Here is a 23,892-nt window from a genome sequence, read left to right as displayed (position 1 = left end):
GCTTACTTTTTTAGATTAATGCTTGCCTTTTTTAATTTTATTCTTCAGCAATACCCATATAGGACTTGCTATGAAAATCGATGAATACGCTCCACATGCAATTCCAATTATAAGAGGAAGTGCAAATTCTCTTACTGAAGGTATGAAAATATATACACAAACTATAGTCATAAGAGTTGTTAAAACCGTATTTATAGATCTCGTCATAGTTTGAGATATACTTATATCTGCAACCTCACTGCTATTCACTCTTCTCATAGTCTTTGAATTTTCTCTTATTCTATCAAAGATTACTATTGTATCATTTATAGAATATCCTACTATTGTAAGGATAGCTGCTATAAATGATGAATTTACGGGTATTTGGAATATAGCATAAATTCCTATAGTTATGAGCAGGTCATGGATTAATGCTATAACTGCTGCCACTCCAAATTTAAATTCAAATCTTATTGCAACATATATAAGCATAGCTGCTGTTGCAACTAAAAGAGCTAGTGCAGCTTTATTTCTAAGTTCTGCTCCTATTGATGCTCCTATCTGATCTTCAGATAGAAGAGCTGAATCTTCTAAAGAATATTTTTCTTTTAATTCAGAGAACATATCTTTAACTTTACTGCTTTCAAGACCATTACTCTTTATTTCTATTTGAGTATCATCTACTTTGTTAGATGTTATATCATTTGCATATTTACTTGCAATTTTTTCAACTTCAGCTTTATCAAAGTCTTTTCCAAAATCTATAACAACTTGGGTACCACCTTTAAAGTCTATTCCAAAGTTAAATCCATTAACTGTCAAGCATCCAATTCCAATAGTAATAACTACAAGAGATACTGCAAACCATATTTTTGTCTTTCCTATTATCTTGAAAATCTTAGTTTCTTTGCTCTTTTTGATTCCGAATAATGATGGCTTACTTAGTAGTCCCATTCCAACAGCTAATTTTGTAAATAATCTAGTTACTATTATAGCTGTAAACATACTTAGGATTATCCCTATCATAAGTGTTAAAGCAAATCCTTTTACAGAACCCGATCCTAAGAAATACAATACAACAGCTGCTATTATTGTAGTTATATTAGAATCAAGTATTGATGAAAGAGCTCTATTAAATCCAGAATCTATTGATGTTTTTATAGACTTCCCTGTTGAAAGTTCTTCTCTTATCCTTTCAAATATAAGGACATTGGCATCTACTGCCATACCTATTGTAAGTAAAAGTCCAGCAATGCCTGGCAATGTAAGTACTACACCAACTGCTGAGAATGTATACATAACTAAAAGTATATACACAACTAATGCTAAATCAGCAATAATTCCTGGTATTCTATAATATAAAATCATGAATAAGAATATTAAACTTACACCCACTACACCAGCTTTTACAGCATTTGGCATAGCATTAGCACCTAAAGTTGGTCCTACAGTTTTTACAGATGCAGTTTTTAGTGTAACAGGTAATGCTCCAGATTGTATTATTCCAGCAGTCTGCTTAGCTTCTTCTATACTAGAACTTCCTGTTATTATGGCTTTACCATCTCTTATAACAGCACTTACCTGTGGATTAGAAATTTGATCAGCATCCATATTTATTGATATATTTTTTCCATAATACTTTTCAGTTGCTTGTGCAAATTTTTCTGTTCCTTCATCAGTAAGTTCTAAGTCTATGATAGGTGTATTCTTATCATCTACTCTAGCTTGAGAATTCTTTACATCCTTACCAGTCAAAATCACTTCTCCATCAGGTGATTTAAAAGTAAGTTCTCCTGTTTTTGTCAAAGTTTCAATTATACCAGAAGAGTCATAACTTCCTGGTATATCTACCCTTATTCTATTATCTCCCTCAACTGTTATTACAGTTTCTCCAACACCTAATTTATTTACTCTTAAGTTTATTAGTTCCTTTGTTCTTTCTATAACCTTTGTATCAACTGGTTCATCAGATACAATCTCTTCAACTACAGTAACTCCGCCTTGAAGGTCCAAACCTCTTGATATAAGTTCCCCGAAAGGCTTAATTCTGTAATTCCCTAGATCAACTCCATAAATGCCGCTATAAGCTGCAAAGCATACTATAGCTAAGACAACTAAGAATAGTGCCCAGCTTTTTCCCTTTGAGCCCTTTCTTCCTGTAGTTTTCATTTTTTTCCCCCTCTGCTCTTTAGGATGTTACACCAACATAATAAACTAATATCAGCACAATCATCTTTATTTTTTCATGTCTAATGCAATAAAATTTGTTTAAATATTCTATAGTGTAATTATATAACTCAATATTTTCATAGTCAATATTTACCTTTACTCTTGTTCCATTTCCATAATTTTTGACTTAAGTGCAATTGCACACTCTATTCTCTTCTTTTGCATTTTGCATCCTATTTCATAAGGTATGTTCATATCTCCATTAAAATTAAAGTTATTTGCTTGACATCCCCCACTACAATAGAACTTAGCCCAGCATTTATCACATTTCGGTTTATTGTATATATGAGCTTTCTTAAATTTATTAGATAATTCCTTATTTATTTCTCCACCATCAAATATATTGCCCAATAGAAAATCTTCATTTCCAACAAATTGATGACATGGATATATATCTCCATCTGGTGTTATAGCAACATATTCATGTCCAGCTCCACATCCAGATATTCTCTTATATACACAAGGCCCTCCTTGTAAATCTACGTTGAAATGATAAAACTTAAAAGGAGTTCCATCCTTATGACGCTTTAGCATTTCTTTATATAATAAATCATACTGTTCATATATAGTAGAAAGATCTTCTTCTCTTAAAGATAATTCATGATCATCTGGAAGAACTACTGGTTCTATAGATATTTCATCAAATCCCTCATTTGCTAATGATAATACATCTTGAAAGAAATCTGTATTTTCTCTAGTGAAGGTTCCTCTAGCATAATATTGTTTAGATTTGTCTCTTCTTTCTACCATAGCTTTAATCTTTGGTAATATTGCATCATAGCTTCCAGAACCATCTACTCTGACTCTAACTTTATCATTTACAGATTTTCTTCCATCTATGGATAATACTATATTGCCCATATTTTTATCAAGATATTCCATTTTTTCATCATTTAATAATGTAGCATTAGTAGTCATTGTAAACCTTATATTTTTATTGTAGATTTTTTCTTGCTCTTTAGCATAATCCACTATTTCTTTTATAGCATCAAAAGCCATAAGAGGTTCTCCACCAAAAAGGTCAACTTCTATATTCTTTCTCGGACCAGATTTTTCGATTACAAAATCTATAGCTTTTTTTCCAACTTCTACAGACATAGGTTTTCTTTTACCATGATACTCTCCTTCATCTGCAAAGCAGTACTTGCATCTTAAATTACAGTCATGGATTATATTTAAACATAGTGCTTTTATGTATGAATCTCCTTCATGATTTCTAGCTATATCTTCATATAAATCCATCGAGTATAATAGGCCTTCTCTCCTAAGCTCTTTTATATCCTCTAATGCTTCCTTTATTTCTTCTTCTGAGTACTTATCTTTAAAATCTTTTATAAGTTCCTCATCTTTTCTCAAACTTTCCTCATCAAGTAAATCATAAACTAGGTTGTCCACTATATGGACACTTCCTGAATTTACATCTATTACATAAAAATCTCCGTCTTGTACAAACTTATGAATTAAGCCCACTTTTTCTTCCTCCTAGATTAGAATAAATATAAGGCAGTAACACAAATATGTTACTGCCAAAATATTTTGTGTAATTAGTTTTCACATGCTAAATTTGCAACTGTACATGATGTTTTACATGCAGATTGGCAAGAATTAGCACATTCCTTACAACCAGGCTTCTTTAAACTATCCTTAATGTTGCTCTTGTTGATCGTTCTGATATGTTTCATTGCTACATTCCTCCATTCAAGTAATTTCTCAACCATTATATCATATAATACCATGAGAATAAAGTGCAAGTTATATATTAATTCCTAGCATTCCACTTAATGTTCCAACTCCAAGAGCAAGCATAATTTGAACTACCATAACACTACTAAATCCAAGTCCGCCATTTATAAGTGCAGTTATTATAAGTAATATTAGCATATAAAGTGCAGATACTGATAAACCTGATATCCACCCCTTATGTCCATTAGTTTTAGATGCATAAATAGCCCCATAAACAATGCTGACACAAGTAATCACCATATAAACAACGGATACAGTTTTCATTGAAAAATCAACAAAATTCATAAGGATAGAATATATGGCAAGCAGTATAGTTGTTACAATGACAGATCTCAAAACACCTTTGCTTATGTTAAAAAAGAATTCACTTTTTTCCATAAAAAACACCCCCTTCTACCTAATAGATATGAAGAGGAGTGCTCAATTATTCTTAGTTTTCTTTAGCTGGTTCTTCTTTTTTAGTTAAGACATCACCTATAGCTGTTCTAGTGAATTTTAATCTCACTCTATCTGGGCCAGATTCAATTATAACATACTCATCACTTATGTTTATAACTTTTCCCAAAATTCCGCCTCTAGTCATAATTTCATCATTAACACTTAGACTATCTAACATTGATTGGTATTGTTTCTTTCTCTTATTTTCTGGTCTAAATACCATAAGGTACATTAAACCAATCATAAGTACGAAAGGAAATAATAATGATATCATATTATTCATGTGTGCACCTCCTTATTTTTTAAGATCTACTACTCCATTGATCAAGCTTCTCTTTTTTGAACTCTTTGAAGCGATCTTCGTCTATAGCATTTCTTATATCACTGAATAGTGTATTATAAAAATATAAATTATGCAATACACAAAGCCTCATTGCCAGCATTTCTTTTGCTTTAAATAAGTGTCTTATATATGCTCTTGTATAATGTTTACATGCAGGGCACTGACATCCTTCATCTATAGGTTTTTTATCAAGTTCATATTTTGCATTGAATAGATTTATCTTACCATTCTTTGTAAACACATGACCATGTCTTCCATTTCTTGCCGGAAGAACACAATCAAAGAAGTCTACACCTCTTGACACTGCTTCTAAAATATTTTCTGGAGTTCCTACTCCCATAAGATATATAGGCTTATCTTCTGGAAGATATGGAACAACCGCATCTATTATTCTATACATCTCCTCATGAGTTTCTCCAACAGCCAACCCTCCAATAGCATATCCATCTAAATCCATCTTAGCTATTGTCTTAGCGTGTTCTATTCTTATATCTTCATAAACACCGCCTTGGTTTATTCCAAAAAGCATCTGCTGTTTATTTATTGTGTCCGGAAGATCATTCAGTCTATCCATCTCTGTTTTACATCTTTCAAGCCATCTAGTAGTTCTTGCTACTGATCTTTCAACATAATCTCTGCTGGATGGATTAGGTATACATTCATCAAAAGCCATAGCAATGGTAGATGCTAAATTGCTTTGAATCTGCATGCTTTCTTCTGGTCCCATAAAAATTCTTCTTCCATCAATGTGAGAATTAAAATATACTCCTTCTTCTTTTATGCTTCTCATACTAGCAAGGGAAAACACCTGAAATCCACCTGAATCTGTAAGTATTGGCCTATCCCAGTTCATAAACTGATGTAAGCCTCCCAATTCCTTAACTACCTTATCTCCTGGACGAAGATGAAGGTGATATGTATTAGATAATTCAACCTGACATCCTATTTCTTTCAAATCCATAGTAGAAACAGCACCCTTTATAGCTGCTAAAGTCCCTACATTCATAAACACGGGAGTTTGTATTACTCCATGAGGAGTATGAAATTCTCCTCTTCTAACTTTTCCGCTTTTTTTAAGTAGCTTATACAATGTAATGTTCCACCCTTTCCTTTATTAAGCTGTCAATATATCCTAGTGTAAAAACATAGCATCTCCAAAACTGAAGAATCTATATTTTTCCTCCACTGCTGTGTTGTAAGCACGAAGTATATTTTCTCTTCCTGCTAAAGCACTTACAAGCATTATTAATGTAGATTCCGGCAAGTGAAAATTCGTTATAAGATTATCTACAACTTTAAATTTATATCCAGGATATATGAATATATCTGTCCACCCGCTGCTTTCCCTAACTGTTCCATCTTCATCTGCTATAGTCTCTAATGTTCTAGTTGAAGTAGTTCCTACTGCAATTACTTTTTTGCCAGATTTTTTAGTGTTATTTATTATATCTGCACTCTCTTTAGATAGCATATAAAATTCAGAGTGCATATTATGACTTTCTATATTCTCTACTTTTACAGGTCTAAAAGTTCCAAGTCCCACATGAAGAGTTAAATAAACTATATTTACTCCCTTATCTTTGATTTCTTTTAATAATTCATTTGTAAAGTGAAGACCTGCTGTTGGTGCGGCTGCCGAACCACTTTCTTTAGAGTACACTGTCTGATATCTTTCTTTGTCATCTAAAGTCTCTTTTATATATGGAGGAAGAGGCATTTGTCCCAATCTGTCCAATATTTCTTCAAATATACCTTCATATTTAAATTCAATTATTCTGTTTCCATCTTCCTTAACTTCTACAACTTCTGCTTCTAAAAGTCCATCTCCAAAAACAAATTCTGCTCCAACTCTTGCTCTTTTTCCTGGCTTTGATAAAGCTTCCCATCTATTATCTGAAAGTCTCTTTAAAAGTAGAAATTCAATCTTTCCTGTAGAACCTTTTTTGTGTCCTATAAGTCTTGCAGGCAATACTCTTGTGTTATTCAAAACCAATGTATCCCCTGGATTAAAATATTCTACTACATTATAGAAATGCTTATGCTGTAATTCTCCTGTATTTTTATCTACAACCATGAGTCTTGATTGCTCCCTATTTTCTAATGGATGCTGCGCAATAAGTTCCTCTGGTAAAACAAAATCAAAATCTGTCACTTTCATCTTTAACGCCACCTTCTAATCTTTAAACATTGAAAATTGTTTTGTACTTTTTGTATTTTTAGGTCTCTTAAGGTGCGAATAAGCTCTATCCGTAGCCATTCTCCCTCTAGCTGTTCTAACTATAAATCCTCTTTGAAGAAGATAAGGTTCATAGACATCTTGTATTGTATCAAGCTCTTCTCCAATAAAGTAAGCCAATGTTTCTATTCCCACAGGCCCACCATTAAAATTATCTATTATAGCTTCTAAGATTTTGTTGTCTATTCTGTCAAAACCTTCACCATCCACCTCTAAAAGCTCTAATGCTTCTCTAGCAGATGATTTCCCTATAAATTCTTCTTCTTTTACTTCTGAATAATCCCTCACCCTTTTCAAGAGTCTGTTTGCTATTCTAGGAGTTCCTCTAGACCTTTTTGCAACCTCCAAGGCTCCTTCTTCATCTATGTCACATCCTAAAATATGCGAAGATCTTATGATAATTTCTTTAAGTTCCTCATTTGTATAATATTCCATAGAACACAAAACTCCAAATCTATCTCTAAGCGGAGAAGTTAAAAGTCCAACCCTAGTAGTAGCTCCTATGAGCGTAAACTCTGGAAGGTCAAGCCTTATTGATTTGGCTGCTGCCCCTTTACCAATTACTATATCAAGAGCATAATCCTCCATAGCAGGATAAAGTATTTCTTCAACATTTCTATTTAATCTGTGTATCTCATCTATAAATAGTACATCTTTAGGCTGTAATGAAGTTAAAATAGCTGCTAAATCTCCAGCTCGTTCTATAGCAGGTCCTGATGTTATCTTAAGGTTTCCGCCCATTTCTCTTGCAATTATATTTGCTAAAGTAGTTTTTCCAAGTCCTGGAGGTCCATACAAAAGAGCATGATCCAATGCTTCATTCCTCTTCTGAGCTGCCTTTATGAATATATCAAGTCTTTTCTTAACTTTTTCCTGACCTATATACTCTTTAAGTTTTTGAGGTCTTAAGCTATACTCGCTGTTATCTTCTGTCAAATTAGAAGAACTTATTATTCTATCCTCCATAGCTCATACCTCCTAACTCATCAATTCTTTTAAGCACTCTTTTATCATATCTTCTACTGTAAGCTCTATATTTACTTTCTTTATAGCCTTTTGTCCTTCTTTTTCTGTATATCCTAGAGCCATAAGAGCCTCTACAACATCTCTCTCCTTTGATTCTTTCAAAACTACATTTTCTAGAGAATCGTCTCCTATGTCATCTAATGATATATCTTTTATATCAACCTTATCTTTAAGCTCTAAAATTATTCTCTGAGCCATTTTCTTTCCAACTCCAGGTGCTTTAATCAAAATCTTCTCTTCTGAAGAAGCTATGGAAAGTTTAAGCTTATCAACTGTGAGAATAGATAAAAGAGAAAGTGCTGCTTTTGCACCTACTCCATTTATAGTCAAGAGAAGGTTAAACATATCAAGCTCTTCCTTTGTTATAAAGCCATAAAGTCCAATAAAGTCTTCTCTTACTATTTGGTGAACAAAAATCTTCACCATTTCACCTTTTGAAACCATAGATGCCATAGTGTTACCTGATGTAAACACCTTATATCCTATACCGTTATTTTCTATTATTATATAATCCTTATTAATTCCCTCAAAGGTACCTTTTAAATATTCATACATAAGACTTTAATCTACCTACTTTCCATCTTAAGTCTATATATTACTTTATCATTTACATAACAATAATTCAAGAGAAAAGGTCTTTGTACAAAACTCACTTATATATAAATTTTATGTAAAAATAAATATCCAGACACATAAACAATCTGTGTCTGGATATAAAAAAGTATTTAAGACAAGCATCAATACTTTTAATAAGTAAAACGCATGTGCATTTTATAATATGTTATTAAAGTTATCTATAAATTTTGAAGGGATTACTTTTGAAACTTTACTTTATATTGAAGCTTGTCAAAAGCTCTACGGCATCCTCTCTAGTTGCAAAGCCGTTTCCATCCTCTCCAGCATATATATTTCTATACAAGTTTTTCTCATCTTCATTTGGTATATTGTCTAAAGAAAAGTTAACTATATCTGTCTTTTCATTTTCTATAAATAGTTTTCCTTCTTTATCAGCTTTGTATATAGTTAAATATTCTTTTCCTTCTTTTGATGTAACTCCTATATAATATTTATTTGGAGAATACATTTTTCTTACAAAAACCAAACTTCCATCTTCTGTAGGTCTTAAATAATAGTTTTCCTTTTGCAAATATGTCTGCAATGCTTCACTAGTATTATTTCCATTAAGTTCGCCTGCTATATCTTTAAAATATAATACCTTTTCATCAGCCTCATCACCCTTGCCATCCTTCACCTTTAAAACAATCTTTGTATTATCATCAATGTTGCCATCATATTTATTTCCACTGACAGCCACATCATTTTGCTCTTCTTTTGATATGGGATTTTCAAGTTTCTTTAAAGTAAATATAAAACTAGCAACAAAAATAACTACAAGTGCAAGTGTGCCTATAGCGAAAAGTACATTTTCTTTCTTTTTCATCATACTATCACCTCTAGCTAGAATTATAGACACATTGCAAGAAATTTATACATGCTATTTTCTATTTTTGTGTAATTTTAGCTATTAATGATTAATTCCTCATATCTTAAACATGAAATTCAAATTATAATTATTATAATTTGAATTTAGCTTTCCTAAGCTCCTGTAGTCCCAAATCCACCTCTATCTTCATTATTAAAGCATTTTACTTCTTCAAACTCAATCTCCGGCATAACTTCCATTATTCTAAATTGTCCTATTTTATTTCCTTTTCTTATCCATGTTCCCTTCTGTTGAGCTCCCTCTATAATTTCATTATCCTTAGGCTGAAGACAATAAACAGGCATATGCCACTGATCATTGTCTCCTATATATGTATCATCCACTACTCCTATACCATTAGTTTGAATTATTCCCCAAGTTTTAAATGTGGAGCTTCTTGGCGCTATGTGACCTTCCCACCCTTGAGGAAGCTCTAAAGCAAATCCTAAAGGTATCATTGCTCTTTCATTTACTTTTACAAATACGTCATCATTTGCATATACATCTATCCAATTTCCTTTTTTTATCTTGTTTAACTTAGTTGCTCCTTCAAAATATTTAATTCTAATCTTCATAATCTTCACCTCTTATTTGGATTTTGCTACTCTTATAATATCAACAGATAATGTATTTTACAATAAACTTAATTCTTAGCTTCAATATAAAAAGCTCTCGCTTATATAGCGAAAGCTTTTTATATTTAAACTGCTTCTTCTGATCTTTCAAACTGTGAATTATATAACTTAGCGTAAAAACCGCCTTTAGCCAATAATTCTTCATGATTACCTTGCTCAACTATATCTCCTTCGTTCATAACTAAAATTAAATCTGCGTCTCTAATAGTAGATAATCTGTGAGCAATTATAAAACTGGTTCTGCCTTTCATTAAGTTATCCATTGCCTTTTGTATTAAAACTTCTGTTCTTGTATCAACAGAACTTGTAGCTTCATCAAGTATTAATATTTTAGGATCAGCAAGTATGGCTCTTGCAATAGTTAAAAGCTGCTTTTGACCTTGAGATACATTTGTCCCTTCTTCATTAAGTTCCATCTTGTATCCATCTGGAAGAGTTTTTACAAAATGATGAACATGTGCTGCCTTTGCAGCCTCTATAACTTCTTCATCAGTAGCATTTAATCTTCCATATCTTATATTATCCATTATAGTTCCATTAAATAACCAAGTATCTTGAAGAACCATTCCAAACATCTCTCTAAGCTCTGTTCTATTAAAGTCCTTAACATTATGGCCGTCTATCAATATCTCACCGCTATTTACATCGTAAAATCTCATAAGAAGCTTAATCATTGTGGTCTTTCCTGCTCCTGTTGGTCCAACTATTGCTATCTTTTGCCCTGGTTTAACATGAGCTGTAAAGTCATTTATTATAGTTTTATTTTCATCATATCCAAAATGAACATCATTAAAGTCTACTCTTCCATCCAAGCCTTCAACTGATACAGGATTTGGAACTGTTTGGTCTTCTTCATCTTCTTCTAAAAATTCAAAAACTCTTTCTGCAGCCGCCGCTGTAGATTGTAAAAGGTTAGTTACTTGTGCAACTTGAGTTATAGGCTGAGTAAAACTTCTTACATATTGTATAAAAGATTGAATATCTCCAACTTCTATGGTGTTTTTTATAACAAGCCATCCACCCATTATAGAAACTGCAACATATCCTAAATTCCCTATAAACATCATTATAGGCTGCATCATTCCTGATAAAAATTGAGATTTCCAAGCTGAACCATATAATTTCTCATTAGTTTTATTGAATTCTTCAATTGATTTCTCCTCACCATTAAAGGCCTTTACTATAACGTGTCCTCCATATAGTTCTTCTACTTGACCATTGACATTTCCTAAGAACTTCTGTTGATCTTTAAAGTATTTTTGTGATTTTTTAACTATAGTCATTATAAGCCCCAAAGATATAGGAAGCATTAAAAGCGCTACTAAAGTCATTGGAATACTTATAGAAAGCATCATTATAAGAACTCCTATAATCATGGTTATAGATGTTATAAGCTGTGTCATACTTTGATTTAAACTCTGTCCTAAAGTATCTATATCATTAGTAAATCTTGATAAAACTTCACCGTGAGTTTTTGTGTCAAAATATTTCATAGGCATTCTATTTATCTTTTCAGATAAATCTCTTCTAAGATTATAAGCTATCTTTTGAGAAATACCGCTCATTATTATTCCTTGTATAAATGAGAATATAGCACTTATGATGTAAAGTCCTAATAGAAATAATAATATTTTTCCTATTTTATCGAAATCTATTCCATTTCCTGATCCCGAAACTTTTGAAACTAAACCATTAAATATCTCAGTAGTTGCCTTACCTAAAATTTTAGGTCCTATTATTGAAAATGCCGCGCTTCCTATAGCAAATAGTATAACTCCAAAAATAGCAATTTTAAAACTACTTATATATTTGAAAAGTTTTTTCATAGTTCCTTTAAAATCTTTTGCTTTTTCCCCTGGGCCTCTCATTCCTCTGCCCATAGGTCCTCCAAATTCTTTTTTACTCATTGCCTAGCTCCTCCTTTGAAAGTTGTGATAAAGCTATCTGCTTATATACCTCACAGTTCTTTAGAAGCTCCTTATGAGTTCCCATTCCAACTACATTTCCTTCATCTAATACTATAATTTGCTCTGCATGAAGTATTGTACTTATTCGTTGCGCAACAATTAAAATAGTACTATCATTTATTTCTTCTTTAAGAGCCTTTCTTAATGTTGAATCTGTCTTAAAGTCAAGTGCAGAAAAGCTATCATCAAAGATATATATTTCTGGATCTTTAGCTATAGCTCTTGCTATAGAAAGTCTTTGTTTTTGTCCTCCAGATACATTGGTTCCGCCTTGAGCTATCTCTGAATCAAATCCTTCTTCTTTAGCACTTATGAAATCTGTAGCTTGAGCAATTCTCGCTGCTTTTATAACTTCTTCTTCTGTGGCATCTTCTTTTCCATATTTTAAGTTTGAATTTATAGTTCCTGAAAATAATACTCCTTTTTGAGGTACATATCCTATCTTTTCTCTTAAATCATGCTGAGAAACATTTCTTATATCAACACCATCAATAAGGATTTCACCCTCTGTCACATCAAAGAAACGAGGTATTAGGTTAATAAGGGTTGATTTACCGCTTCCTGTACTTCCAATAAATGCAGTAGTTTCTCCTGGTTTTGCTGTAAATGTTATGTGGGATAATACATCCTCATCAGCATTAGGATATCTAAAAGAAACGTCTTTAAACTCTAAAATCCCCTTTTTGTCATCATGGAATTTTTCAGCTTTCTTAGGATCTTTTATGATAAGCTCTGTAGTTATAACTTCATCTATACGATCTAAAGATACAGCTGCTCTTGGAAGCATTATTGAAATCATAGAAATCATTAAAAATGACATTATAATCTGCATTGTATATTGAATAAATGCCATCATGTCTCCAACCTGCATTGTTCCGTTATTTATACTCTGTGCACCATTCCAAACTATTAAAATAGCTATGGCATTCATTATAAACATCATTGTAGGCATCATACAAGACATTACCCTATTAACAAATATATTTGTCTTTGTTAATTCTCTATTAGCTTTATCAAATCTTTCTTCCTCATATCTCTGAGTACTAAATGCACGAATTACAGGAATACCTGTTAATATTTCTCGAGTTACTAAGTTCACTCTATCTATTAGCTTTTGGACAGTTTTGAATTTAGGCATAACAACTGCAAATAAGAGTCCTACAATAAACAATATTATAATAACTACCACTGCTATAATCCAAGTCATAGAGGTATTTGTTTTTACTACTTTTAAAACACCACCGACACCCATTAAAGGGGCATAGAACACTATTCTTAAAAGCATTACTATAAGCATTTGAACCTGTTGTATATCATTAGTACTACGTGTTATTAATGATGCTGTAGAGAATTTATCCATTTCGGCATTTGAAAAGGACATTACTTTATTAAATACACTTCCTCTAAGTTCTTTTCCTACAGATGCTGCAACTCTAGATGCTAAAAATGTAACTATTATCATAGCTGTTACACTTATTAAAGCTATGCCAAGCATTTTAATTCCTGCTAAAACTATATAATTGCTTTGTAATTTGTCAGTATCAATTCCAATAGACTTATATTCGATCTTTACATAAGAAATTGCTGCTTGAGATGTCATCATTTCTGGAAAAGTATTAAATTTCTCATCTATATCATCTTTCACATTACTAAATTCACTTTCTGGCATCATGGAAAATACTTTGAAAATATCTACATCTCCACTTTCTTTTATTTGAGGAGGCATATTTTTAATCATATTATCTTTTATTGTCTTTGCCTCATCACTATCTTTTTCTAAGCCAGAAACTATTATCATAGGCTTAGATAGTATATCTTTTAGTTCATCAACTTTTGCATCTTCTTTCAATTCATATAAAGGTTCATCACCTTCAATATTTTCTTTTGAAAGAGATGCCTTTTCTAAATAATTATAATTTCCCAAAACTTTATCCTTATCATCTTTACTCATGAATAAAAAAAGCTTATCCATTTCAGATGCTCTTATAACTTTTGGAACAGGAGATTCTATTCCTCCCTGCTGAATACCAACATCAACAATTTTTGAAGTATACTCTGGAAGTGTCAAATCACTTAATGCTTGAATTAATAAAAGTATTATTATCAATAATATCGTCCCAGAATACTTCTTTAAATATTTAAATATTTTTGTCATATATTCCTCTCCATTCTATTTATGATGTCTACAAAATTCTTCTATTCCTTTTATATCTGCATTTTTACAAACTTCTGTCAAATTATCTCTAATCTGCATAAGTAATCTTCTAAAAATCACCTTTTCGTCTGTAGTAAGCCCTTTAAAACATTCATCTGTTATTTGAGAATGTATACGCTCTAACTCTTGGCAAAGTTCCTTTCCCTTATCAGTCAAAAAAATTCTAGATTTCCTTTGATCATTTTCATCTTGTCGTCTTTCTACAATTCCGTTTTTTTCTAATCGTTGTGCCATAACAGTAATTGTGGATGGTTTTACCCCTAGAGATTCTCCTAATTCCTTTTGACTTTGCCCATCTTTCTTTTTTAAAGCAAAAATAAAAGGCGGCTGTCCAGGATACATTCCTGTATTTTCAAGTAACGAATGACTTCTTAAAAACTGAAGTCTTATAACCTGCATAAAAACATGTCTAAGTGAATCATCATTTATTTCTTCCATAATAACCTCCTTTAGTTAGCCAGCTAATTAATATTTTATGCTCATTTTTTATAAATCGCAATCTTTTTCTTTGTAAAAAATGATTCCTTAACAAAAATTTAATTAGACGCCTAACCTTTGAAAATGATTTCACAGCACATTTCATCTATGTTCTTCCAAAATACCAATAATTTTAATTGTTTCGTTTATATGTACAGCTCCTTTTATGTATGAAATTTTCCACCACATAAATCGTTTATTCTTAAATTTATTATTAGAGATTTTTTTATTTATATACCCATATGAAATTTTAATCTTATTCTAATTTATGCTTATTTCATATAACATCGAAATTTTTATTCTTCTACTTTATAAAAGTCATGTACCAACAGCTAAGCTGGTGGCTTGATTAAGCCCTATAAGGGCATGGTACTGGCAGCGCTACTCGCGCTCTGAAAAACCACCAATCGCAAAACTACTACAGCGGCATCCTCATCGGATGGCTCTTTTATTTGCTACCTTTTGCCGGCTGTCCCGTAAACAGGTCAATGTATTCTTTCATACTTATCTGTCTTCTGTATTTTGGTACAAAAACTATATGATATTGACATCTCCATTTTGAATGTGTTAATCTGTCTATGTCGTTTACCATACGACACCTCCTATGATTTATTTATTTTGCGATTGTCAGTCGCTTTCGTTTTATAATAGGAGTTCTTTTTTCTTCAGAGCTAAAGCCTTTTTATCCACTGGCATAGCCAGTGGTTTTCAACGCAATAAAAAATCGCATTCCTCATCTAAAATCTAGACTGAGAATGCGATTTGATTCACTTAATTATTTACTTTTTTATTCTTCCCATCCTTCTGGGAGGGGTAATGAGTATTTATTATATTCTAAACCCTTTATAAAATGGCTTAAATACTACATTTATAATCTATTTTTCATTATCGAAAAATATAGTATATTATTCTATAAGGGGCAAAAAAGAGGGCAAAATTAAATTCCCCTGCCCTCTTGCTTTTTATTACCCTTTTAATTCTCATATAAAACTATCAATTACTTTTAGCCGTTTATTTCTCTTTTGTTATCACTTCTACATAAAAAACATCTGCTCAATTATTTATTTTAATAGTTTATAAAAATCATCAACAAATTCAGAAACAGTTAAATTGTTAAATTCGCCCTTATTATTATAATTAATTATTAATTCTTTAGCTGCTTCAACATTAATTTCAATTGTGGATTTAAGCAAATTAATACACTTTTCCAAATCCCCAATATTATTTCTCTTATCCAAAGCAATTGCTAACTCTAATGTACTATCCAAATCAGCATAATTCTCTTCAATAATTTTTTCTAAATAGAATATCTCCTTATCTAATCCTTTATTTAAAATACGATTTAACTTTAATAAAGCTCTATAAGCTTCTGATTGCTTAATAGGATTACAAGTCATATCTATAGCTTTATTTAATATTTCATTTATATATTCATAATCACTAAATTCATTATAAGTAAATATATAGAAAGAAGAAAATTTAATATATATTTCTGACAAAAATTCATTATTCTTTATAAGACTTTCAAATTCCTTTTATATTTACAAATTTATATAAAAAAAGAGAACATATTATTTAAATACATCCTCTATCAATAAATCTATTTTCTTATCTATATAACTATAAATGCTGTCATTATACAATGATACACGAGAAGAACTCTCTTTTATATACATCTCTTTACCATATCTTCTAACCCATTTATTACTTCGTAGTCTTCTCATAGCTCTAGATTCAAGGGCTCTTACCTTATACCTAGTAGGAATATTCAATATATTGCCTACTTCATCCAGTGTCATACGCTTAGCGTTCCAACCATAACGAAACTTTAATATTTCCTTTTCTTGAAGTGTATTTGATTCATCCATAGCATTCTCTAGACTTTTCCTAAGGTACTCATGATATAGTTTATCCTCTATAGCTACAATATCATCAGAATTGCTCTCAATCATTTCTATAAGTTCTGTGTCATTATCATCACCAATAAACTGATTAAGGCTAGTACAACTATTATTTAGCTTTGCATTTTCTACGTCCCTGGAGCTACGTCCATTAACTTCAATATTTATATATCTATCTATCCAAAACACCGCATAGGTAATAAACTGAGCTGCATTCTCTAAATTAGGATCATATCTATTTACTGCTTTCATTAATCCTACATTACCTGCTTGTGTTAGGTCCTCAAATTCAAGCTTTTTATTAATACCATAATACTTATTAGCTATCTTATTAATTATGCCTTGATTGACTGCTACAAGCTCATCCAGTGCCTTTTTATTACCTTCTCTATATGATATTATCAATTCTTCATTAGTCATACATTGCCTCCTTTTTAACTAGCATATACACCTATTCGTCGTTTCGTTAATGCACTCTATTAATTACGTAAATGTCAAGTTTTGTTAAGTTTATAGCTTTTTATCTTTCGGAACGTTCCTTATTTTTACGGAGCGTTTCTTTAAATATTCCAATCAATTATTAAAGTTGATTTCATGTTCATTATCTGATCTCTTTAATAAGTGCACTTATTCTCATTCACTAATCTTCTAGGGGTATCATGTGTTACTATTCCATAAGCTTCTTTCTTAAGCACTATATCACCATTATGCAGTGTTTTATATATACTTCTATTTTTCAAGATGAAGGCTCTATCTGACATGTATTTATTAGATTCATGATTTAAAGACCTGGCTACATCTCTTTTCTCAGCTTTACTCTTAAGATGTTCTTTTTTTAGATTACTAAAGTTTCTTTGAATGCATTTCCTTACTGATTCCGTACTTACATTTAGTTCCTTAGCTATTTCTACAGCATTATAACCTTCTAAATATAGGTCTTTAACCTTTCTTTTATTTAGCACATTCTCACTCCTTTGTATGCATTGTATGTTTTGTAAGCTACCTTTTTAGGGCGTTCAGAAAGTTCATATTTTTAAATACTCTCTAACTATCTATTTATCTGTATGGTCAATTAATTGTAGTAGCACATCAACCAATAACCAAAACTCTGAACAACTAACTATTTCTTTGTTTCTTATTGCTCTTGTAAATTCGGTTTCTTCTGGCAATTGTACAAGAGCTTCAAGTATTGTAGTTCCCATAAATTTCAATTCACTACCATCAGCAAATTTAATAACTGCCATTTTTCCTATATCCTTTATTAACTCTTTTTTAATTCTTGATAATCTCTTCTTATTTATCATTAACCATGTCCTCCAGCTCTTGAACTTGCTTTTCAAGTTCATCAGTTCTTATGCTATTAAGTATTGCATTACATGAATATATAATCGTATTAGCCTTTTTAGTATCTATCTCATTATTAGCTATCATATTTGTTATCCTTGCTAAGGTCTTTCTTATTTCACTAGGGGTACTTAGCCTTAGCCGTATTTTTTTATCACTCATGGGGGTATACCCCTCCTTTCATTCTCTGTAATATCAACGCTTTAAACAGATTTTTAATAGCCAAAAAGGGGCTTTTTCAACCCCTTAACACTTTACTAACTATTATTTTCTCTTTCTATATGAAGTTATAAGTCTCTCACTTCTTCCCATGGAATTACTGAAAAATCATCTCTTAATCTAGTATCAATAAACTGGATCATGCTATCTAAAGGCATAGATATTGAAGCTTTTATGTTAAACGGATTTATATAATTCTCTATATTATTTCTTAAATCATTTAATATTTTTTTGTTGTATTCTCTATTATCCTTAGGTATTAGCATTAACAATTCTAACGCATTACCATTGTTAGCTAGTAATTCTCTTATTATTGATAATGCATTATAATCATCTTTATATACATCAATAATATTTATGAAATCTTCTTTACTTGTAATTGCTCCTGCTTCAATAATTTTTATTATATTAGATAATCCTATTTGATAACTTGAATCTAATAGCTTACCTGTAGTATTAGCTCTCCACCTATCCTCTAATGCTTTTATAGCACTATCTAATATTCCTATTGCTTTATCATGTACATTTTGTGCCACTGCTTCAAATGGTTCTATAAGATTATTTATTCTTTGCTCTACGCCTATTGGTGTAAGCTCTTTATTATTATTTAATTCTAAAATTTTATTACTCAAAGCTTCCTGTTTTTCTTTATAAGCTTTTATTGTATTTATTAATTCACTTTTTTTACTCATTTATATATCTGCTCCTTTTATATTTATAGCAACTTCTCTATTTGATTTATCCTGCGATATATCAAACTCGACCTTGTCTCCTATTTCTAATTGCTTAAACTTATCTGGATCTACCATATTACTAAAGTGGAAGAAATAATCATTCTCCTGGTCTTTAATAAAACCAAATCCTCTTTCTGATACTATTTTCTTTACTGTTCCTGTTCTTTTTTCCATTTTTCATTCTCCTTTATTTTTTAATAAAACAAAAAGACCACAGGATAATATTCAGCTTAAAACTGATATATTTCCCGTGGCCTTTTTAATGCCTTCCACTTCTTAGAGTGGGGTACTTATGTTATATTTATCTTTGTATTTATTATATCACAAATACCTTTGTAAAGCTAGTAATATCAATAGTTTACGTGGTTACTATTAGTATTCACAAAGTACCTACTATATGCCCCATTCCTCTTTCAGCTTATTTACTAATTTCATCATATTACCATCATCCTTACATACATCTGGATGAAACTTTAAAGCTAGTGTTTTATATATTTGTTTTAGTTTTTTCTTTTCTTCATCTGTGTAGTTACTATGAATTGATTCTTGATAACCACTATATGAATCATAATTGTAGTTACTTTGATAGCTTTCATAGTAGCTACGTTGATAATCTTTACTTGCTTCATATTGCCTCTTTATATTATCCAACATTTCTTTATTTCTAAGTTCTCCAAATACATCATAACAATAATCATAAGTATCATTACCGTATATATCCTCAAAATCACGCTTAGCCTGTAGATACTTATCTATTATTGCTCTATGCTGCTGAGACACCTTATATTCTTCTGTTTCTTGGAACTCTTTTTCTATCTGCTCTGTTAATGGATCCAGCTTAGACCAAACCATGTTATATATTTCATCCTCTGTAAGCTTTAACTCCTCTGACAATGCTTTTATTTTATTGCCTGCATAATCATACAAACTAAACTCAATTATGTCATAATAATTCATGGTGCATAATGACCACTGTTTCTTTTTTACCTTACCATTTTCCCTATAACTTTGATGAATAGATATCTTATAAGCCTTTTTAATAGGTCTTTCAAATCTTTCATCCGAATAAGTATATTCATATTTACAATGTTCAACACCATCAGAGAACCATTTTAGCTCTGACACCTTTAACTCTTTACTAGCTCCATAAGAATTAGCTTTTTTAACTTTTATTTCTTGGATAACACAATACATTTATTCACCTTCTTATGACTCTAAATCAACGTATACGCTCTTAAAAAGTGCATTAGGCTTTCCATACTCTTTAGATACTTTATACACCTTACATTCCTTGCTAAGCTTATTTATAAGCCTTTCCTTTTCTTCATTGTTTCTATATTTAACAGTTATCTTTATCAAACTAGTTCCTCCTATTCTATATACTCCATCATATTGGTATCTTTGAGGAAGTTTAAATTTGTGGTACCTGATATAACTCCTTTTTTAAAATAGAACTTGCAGAGATTAACCCACTCTTGATAAACTGCACTTGAGTATTCATCTACTAACATTCTAAACTCTTCCGGTACGCTCTTATTTAACTTCTCAAGTATCTCATCTGCTTTAGTCTCTAACTCATTTTGCTCCTTATCAGTATCACCAAAGTCCTTTTCCTCATAGTACTGTATATGGTGAAACTCATTTTCTATAACGTTATTTATTAACTTTCTTAAATCTTCGTATTTCATTCCCTTATTTCTCCTTTTTATTTGATTATTTGGAGCATAATAGGATATACTTAAGTTAAGTTAGTTTTTGGGTATATCCTATTAGGATTTACTCCTGGTGGTCAAGTTGCTGCTTGGCCACCTTTTCCTATATACCTTGACAAATCTAAACATATATTCACATGTTAGCAATTGTTAGCATTTTCATTAAGATATCTATTAATCTTTTTAGATAATTTTCTCTCTAACTTTCTTCTTTGTTTTCTTGATATAGGTTGTTGTCTTGATTTTAATGTATCTACTTGCATTTCTCTTTTTCTCTCAGTTGTATAAAAATATAAATTCGTACCATTAGGCATTTGTGTTATAGCCATATTTATCTCCTCTCTTATTCTATAAATGGAATAAATTTTATACCTCTCTTTGATATGCGATAATAATCACTAGCTAAAAGTCCCTTATAAGCATAAGCTACTTTTCTGCTATATACTTTCTATTTAAAAATGTATCTGTAGCAAATTACACCTCTAAACCCTGATATATCAAGGTATAAGAGCTATTTTTAAAAGTGTAACTAACTTTTCTACATATAGGGGGGCACATATATTTTTTTTATTTAAACTTTTCTTATATAAAATATTTTATATAAATATATATATATATATATATCTACTATTAATTATTATTAGTTACATAGTTACATAATAGATATAAATATAGTAATATCAAGGCTTTAGATGTATAACTAACTATATAACCAAATAATAACTAACTTGTAACTGGAATTATTTTTTTCTTATATAAGCTTTTTGCACTCCATATAATTTAAATCTAACAGACTTGTTTAATCTCTCCCAGCCTTCTATATTGTTCATAATAGATGCTAATTGGTTTGAATCACTTCTTTTCAAATCACTTCTATTCTTTTCAAAACATTCAACCCATATTTCAAGAATACATACTTTATCTCTTAAAATATTACCTGATTCTTTTGCTCCAAAATCATTATCGTGTATAAAATTCCTTCTAGCGTATATATCACACTTGTCCCAATTTTCAGGTAATCTCATTTCTAGGTATTCCTCAATTAAACCTTGTCTATCATCTTTAATAATATGCTTGACTTGTTGTTGCTCTGCTAGTTTCTCTTGTTCTCTATTTAAGAATAGAGGTTCTTTTAGCTCTTTCCATCTATATACTGCCTCTGCCCATATTTGATCTATTGAATTTTCAAAATTATCATTATCAAGTAGTTTTCTAATCTTTTTCCCTTTAAAATTTACTGGCCAAAATCTTCTATTACCAGTATCATCTTTTAGAAACTCATCATTGTTGGTCGTTCCTGCAAATACACATTGCCTCTTAAAATACCCTGTACTTCTTTCAAATGCTAATCTAGTCTTATCCTCTGTTGCTGAAATAAATCTTTTAATTGCATTTGATTCAGCTTTACTAAAAGCTTGTAATTCACCAAATTCTATAATCCAAGAACCTATAGTCTTTTCTATTGCCTGATTCCCTTCTACATCTTGTATAGAATCAGTAAACCATGATTTTCCTAGCTTTTTAAAAAATGTACTCTTTCCAACTCCTTGATCGCCTATTAATACAAGCATATAATCAAACTTTATCCCTGGTATAAATATTCTTGCTACTGCTCCACATAACCATTTACGAGTTACAACTCTTGTATACTCAGTATCCTCCGCACCGAAGTAATCAATTAATAGCGTATCTATTCTATTAACTCCATCCCATGATAAAGAATTTAAGTATTCCTTAGGTGGATTAATAGCTTTACTTTGGATATTGGCTATTAGTATTTTTCTTAATCGTTCGTCGCTTACAGTAACCTTATAAGTTTCTTCTATATAGATACACATATTCATATAATCCGAGTCCTCCAAAGAAGATTTTATGTTAGATCTTGCCCAAGGTAATTTTCCTATAACCTTAGATTTATTAGAAAACTCATCATAGACAATTTTACCTTTTAAATTCATGTCATTTTCTATTATCATTTTTATATTAGAATAGTTATTCTTGATTGCACCTTTTGAAGTTAATTCTAGCTCTCCAAGCCAATCTAAATCAGCATTTTTAAAATCCTCTTGAGCTTCTAAGACTTTTTCTTTTATAAGTTCTCCTTTTGTTTTAGTATCTGCTCTTGCGAACTCTTCCATGGCTTTGAAACTAGGAAGTTTACTTCCTGTTTCTGTACTATCCTCGTCCAAGTGTCCAAATTTATGAATTCTTACTAGGTCAAAGGCATTACATAAAATATTTGAAGCTGGATCCGTACCATGATGGGAATAGCTAAATTTATCATCATATATAACTACACCGCCTGTGGTACTACCTTCTGCGTATGTGTACCTTGTTTCATCTGCACCAGGTACATAAATCTCATTTAAGAATTCTGATATAGCTTCAGTGATTGTGTAGGCTCTGCAGAAAGCTCCTATAATACCCTTCTTAGTTAAAGGATCTTCTTGCTTCTTTATTGATTTTTTGATAATTTCTTTTTCTTGACTACTTATTGGCCATGAACTCATATCTTGCCATCCAAATGTATATTCATTTAAAATATCATCAGCTTTTAAGAATTTTGTATCGTCAGATGAACATTTAAATATATAGTCTCCATCAATCGGAGTTGATGGCCAATACATAAGTCTTTCGGGTTCATAAGTAGTAGGGTCAAATATTTCTATATTAAATTTACTTGCTACCTTTCTTCCTATGGCTTTATATTCATCTGTTGATACGTCTCTATCTAATGGTATAATTAGCCTATATCTTTGATTATCTGCCGTGTGTGAATGAGTTGAGTATAAGCAGAAGGCATAATCTATATTACTAACTAAGTCCTCTATATCCTCTGAATAATAATCTATGTCTAAAGATAGTAAGGATCTATTGACTACGGTATTCTTTAGCCTTCTGCCATTTTTAAGAGTACCGCCTACAAACCCACCAACGTCTTTAATCTTTCCCTTTTCAGCCTTAGAAAGTTTTTTATATTCTGCAACTGTCTCTGGGGTTCTAGTTGTATGCGATAACTTTTCTACAAGTTCTGACCATTGCATGGTCTTGTTCTTCCATGTCTTTGTTTTGCTACTTGCTCCAACTGCTATGTTAAAAAGTCTTTCTTTTGTCATATCTTATATCACCTACCTATAAATGACATTTTAAAAAGCTTTAATCCTTCTAAGGAAGGTGTGCAATGAAATTCTGCACATAGCTGCATATATTT

Annotated in this window: 27 protein-coding genes; all 27 read right to left on the bottom strand. The window is 31.1% G+C overall.

All coding sequences use genetic code 11. The features are described 5' to 3' along the window. Positions 1 to 15: 15 nt before the first annotated feature. The 27 genes from KQH81_RS07155 to KQH81_RS07025 all read right to left on the bottom strand — a co-directional run bounded on the left by KQH81_RS07155 (position 16) and on the right by KQH81_RS07025 (position 23,797). Positions 16 to 2,148 carry a protein translocase subunit SecDF gene (locus KQH81_RS07155; protein WP_027638021.1) on the bottom strand — a complete coding sequence of 711 codons (2,133 nt, stop codon included), beginning with the start codon at positions 2,146 to 2,148 and terminating at the stop codon, positions 16 to 18. Positions 2,149 to 2,304: 156 nt separating this feature from the next. Next, positions 2,305 to 3,678 carry a thioether cross-link-forming SCIFF peptide maturase gene (gene scfB, locus KQH81_RS07150; RefSeq protein WP_027638020.1) on the bottom strand — a complete coding sequence of 458 codons (1,374 nt, stop codon included), beginning with the start codon at positions 3,676 to 3,678 and terminating at the stop codon, positions 2,305 to 2,307. A gap of 74 nt (positions 3,679 to 3,752) precedes the next feature. Then, complete coding sequence (gene scfA / locus KQH81_RS07145) at positions 3,753 to 3,890, bottom strand: six-cysteine ranthipeptide SCIFF (protein ID WP_035770427.1); 138 nt, start codon at positions 3,888 to 3,890, stop codon at positions 3,753 to 3,755. Between the two features lie 70 nt (positions 3,891 to 3,960). Next, entirely contained in the window at positions 3,961 to 4,329 is a 369-nt protein-coding gene (locus KQH81_RS07140) for a TIGR04086 family membrane protein (RefSeq protein WP_027638019.1), read from the bottom strand. Between the two features lie 52 nt (positions 4,330 to 4,381). Then, the gene (yajC, locus tag KQH81_RS07135; RefSeq protein WP_027638018.1) at positions 4,382 to 4,672 is read right to left on the bottom strand and encodes a preprotein translocase subunit YajC; all 291 of its coding nucleotides are present in this window, start codon (positions 4,670 to 4,672) and stop codon (positions 4,382 to 4,384) included. Between the two features lie 19 nt (positions 4,673 to 4,691). After that, positions 4,692 to 5,822: a tRNA guanosine(34) transglycosylase Tgt gene (tgt, locus tag KQH81_RS07130; protein ID WP_230029151.1), complete on the bottom strand. Its 1,131-nt coding sequence runs from the start codon at positions 5,820 to 5,822 to the stop codon at positions 4,692 to 4,694. 42 nt (positions 5,823 to 5,864) lie between these two features. After that, the gene (gene queA / locus KQH81_RS07125) at positions 5,865 to 6,890 is read right to left on the bottom strand and encodes a tRNA preQ1(34) S-adenosylmethionine ribosyltransferase-isomerase QueA (RefSeq protein ID WP_027638016.1); all 1,026 of its coding nucleotides are present in this window, start codon (positions 6,888 to 6,890) and stop codon (positions 5,865 to 5,867) included. Between the two features lie 15 nt (positions 6,891 to 6,905). Then, on the bottom strand, positions 6,906 to 7,934 hold the full coding sequence (ruvB, locus tag KQH81_RS07120) for a Holliday junction branch migration DNA helicase RuvB (protein WP_027638015.1): 1,029 nt from the start codon (positions 7,932 to 7,934) through the stop codon (positions 6,906 to 6,908). Between the two features lie 12 nt (positions 7,935 to 7,946). After that, complete coding sequence (ruvA, locus tag KQH81_RS07115) at positions 7,947 to 8,549, bottom strand: Holliday junction branch migration protein RuvA (RefSeq protein ID WP_027638014.1); 603 nt, start codon at positions 8,547 to 8,549, stop codon at positions 7,947 to 7,949. 271 nt (positions 8,550 to 8,820) lie between these two features. After that, on the bottom strand, positions 8,821 to 9,435 hold the full coding sequence (locus tag KQH81_RS07110; RefSeq protein WP_143750466.1) for a hypothetical protein: 615 nt from the start codon (positions 9,433 to 9,435) through the stop codon (positions 8,821 to 8,823). Between the two features lie 155 nt (positions 9,436 to 9,590). Continuing rightward, complete coding sequence (locus tag KQH81_RS07105) at positions 9,591 to 10,052, bottom strand: dUTP diphosphatase (protein WP_027638012.1); 462 nt, start codon at positions 10,050 to 10,052, stop codon at positions 9,591 to 9,593. A gap of 125 nt (positions 10,053 to 10,177) precedes the next feature. Continuing rightward, the gene (locus KQH81_RS07100) at positions 10,178 to 12,019 is read right to left on the bottom strand and encodes an ABC transporter ATP-binding protein (RefSeq protein WP_027638011.1); all 1,842 of its coding nucleotides are present in this window, start codon (positions 12,017 to 12,019) and stop codon (positions 10,178 to 10,180) included. Next, positions 12,012 to 14,234 (bottom strand): ABC transporter ATP-binding protein, encoded by a 2,223-nt coding sequence (locus KQH81_RS07095; protein WP_027638010.1) that lies wholly within the window; start codon positions 14,232 to 14,234, stop codon positions 12,012 to 12,014. Before KQH81_RS07095 ends, KQH81_RS07100 begins: the two co-directional genes overlap by 8 nt. Before the next feature lie 15 nt (positions 14,235 to 14,249). Continuing rightward, complete coding sequence (locus KQH81_RS07090) at positions 14,250 to 14,732, bottom strand: MarR family winged helix-turn-helix transcriptional regulator (RefSeq protein WP_027638009.1); 483 nt, start codon at positions 14,730 to 14,732, stop codon at positions 14,250 to 14,252. Positions 14,733 to 15,219: 487 nt separating this feature from the next. Then, positions 15,220 to 15,363, bottom strand: a complete 144-nt coding sequence (locus KQH81_RS07085) for a transposase (protein WP_230029150.1) — start codon at positions 15,361 to 15,363, stop codon at positions 15,220 to 15,222. Positions 15,364 to 15,832: 469 nt separating this feature from the next. Continuing rightward, complete coding sequence (locus tag KQH81_RS07080; RefSeq protein ID WP_230029149.1) at positions 15,833 to 16,270, bottom strand: hypothetical protein; 438 nt, start codon at positions 16,268 to 16,270, stop codon at positions 15,833 to 15,835. Between the two features lie 72 nt (positions 16,271 to 16,342). Next, the gene (locus tag KQH81_RS07075; RefSeq protein WP_230029147.1) at positions 16,343 to 17,092 is read right to left on the bottom strand and encodes a sigma-70 family RNA polymerase sigma factor; all 750 of its coding nucleotides are present in this window, start codon (positions 17,090 to 17,092) and stop codon (positions 16,343 to 16,345) included. A 194-nt stretch (positions 17,093 to 17,286) separates the two neighbouring features. Next, positions 17,287 to 17,634: a DNA-binding response regulator gene (locus KQH81_RS07070; RefSeq protein WP_230028640.1), complete on the bottom strand. Its 348-nt coding sequence runs from the start codon at positions 17,632 to 17,634 to the stop codon at positions 17,287 to 17,289. A gap of 90 nt (positions 17,635 to 17,724) precedes the next feature. Further along, entirely contained in the window at positions 17,725 to 17,976 is a 252-nt protein-coding gene (locus KQH81_RS07065) for a hypothetical protein (RefSeq protein WP_230028638.1), read from the bottom strand. Beyond that, entirely contained in the window at positions 17,966 to 18,178 is a 213-nt protein-coding gene (locus KQH81_RS07060; RefSeq protein ID WP_230028637.1) for a hypothetical protein, read from the bottom strand. The genes KQH81_RS07065 and KQH81_RS07060 overlap by 11 nt, the downstream gene beginning before the upstream one ends. Before the next feature lie 125 nt (positions 18,179 to 18,303). Beyond that, entirely contained in the window at positions 18,304 to 18,927 is a 624-nt protein-coding gene (locus KQH81_RS07055; protein WP_230028634.1) for a hypothetical protein, read from the bottom strand. After that, entirely contained in the window at positions 18,928 to 19,143 is a 216-nt protein-coding gene (locus KQH81_RS07050; protein WP_230028632.1) for a cold-shock protein, read from the bottom strand. It abuts the gene before it with no gap. Positions 19,144 to 19,362: 219 nt separating this feature from the next. Beyond that, complete coding sequence (locus KQH81_RS07045) at positions 19,363 to 20,163, bottom strand: hypothetical protein (protein WP_230028630.1); 801 nt, start codon at positions 20,161 to 20,163, stop codon at positions 19,363 to 19,365. 12 nt (positions 20,164 to 20,175) lie between these two features. Continuing rightward, entirely contained in the window at positions 20,176 to 20,328 is a 153-nt protein-coding gene (locus tag KQH81_RS07040) for a hypothetical protein (RefSeq protein ID WP_230029146.1), read from the bottom strand. A gap of 11 nt (positions 20,329 to 20,339) precedes the next feature. Further along, positions 20,340 to 20,657: a hypothetical protein gene (locus tag KQH81_RS07035; RefSeq protein WP_230029145.1), complete on the bottom strand. Its 318-nt coding sequence runs from the start codon at positions 20,655 to 20,657 to the stop codon at positions 20,340 to 20,342. 164 nt (positions 20,658 to 20,821) lie between these two features. Continuing rightward, positions 20,822 to 21,010 carry a hypothetical protein gene (locus KQH81_RS07030; protein WP_230029144.1) on the bottom strand — a complete coding sequence of 63 codons (189 nt, stop codon included), beginning with the start codon at positions 21,008 to 21,010 and terminating at the stop codon, positions 20,822 to 20,824. A gap of 411 nt (positions 21,011 to 21,421) precedes the next feature. Further along, positions 21,422 to 23,797, bottom strand: a complete 2,376-nt coding sequence (locus KQH81_RS07025) for a virulence-associated E family protein (RefSeq protein WP_230029143.1) — start codon at positions 23,795 to 23,797, stop codon at positions 21,422 to 21,424. Positions 23,798 to 23,892 lie beyond the last annotated feature (95 nt).

This window comes from Clostridium cadaveris, from assembly GCF_020911725.1.
Taxonomy (GTDB): domain Bacteria; phylum Bacillota; class Clostridia; order Clostridiales; family Clostridiaceae; genus Clostridium_X; species Clostridium_X cadaveris.
Note: the sequence above shows the minus strand (reverse complement) of the source record. Positions and strands in the feature narration are given on the sequence as shown.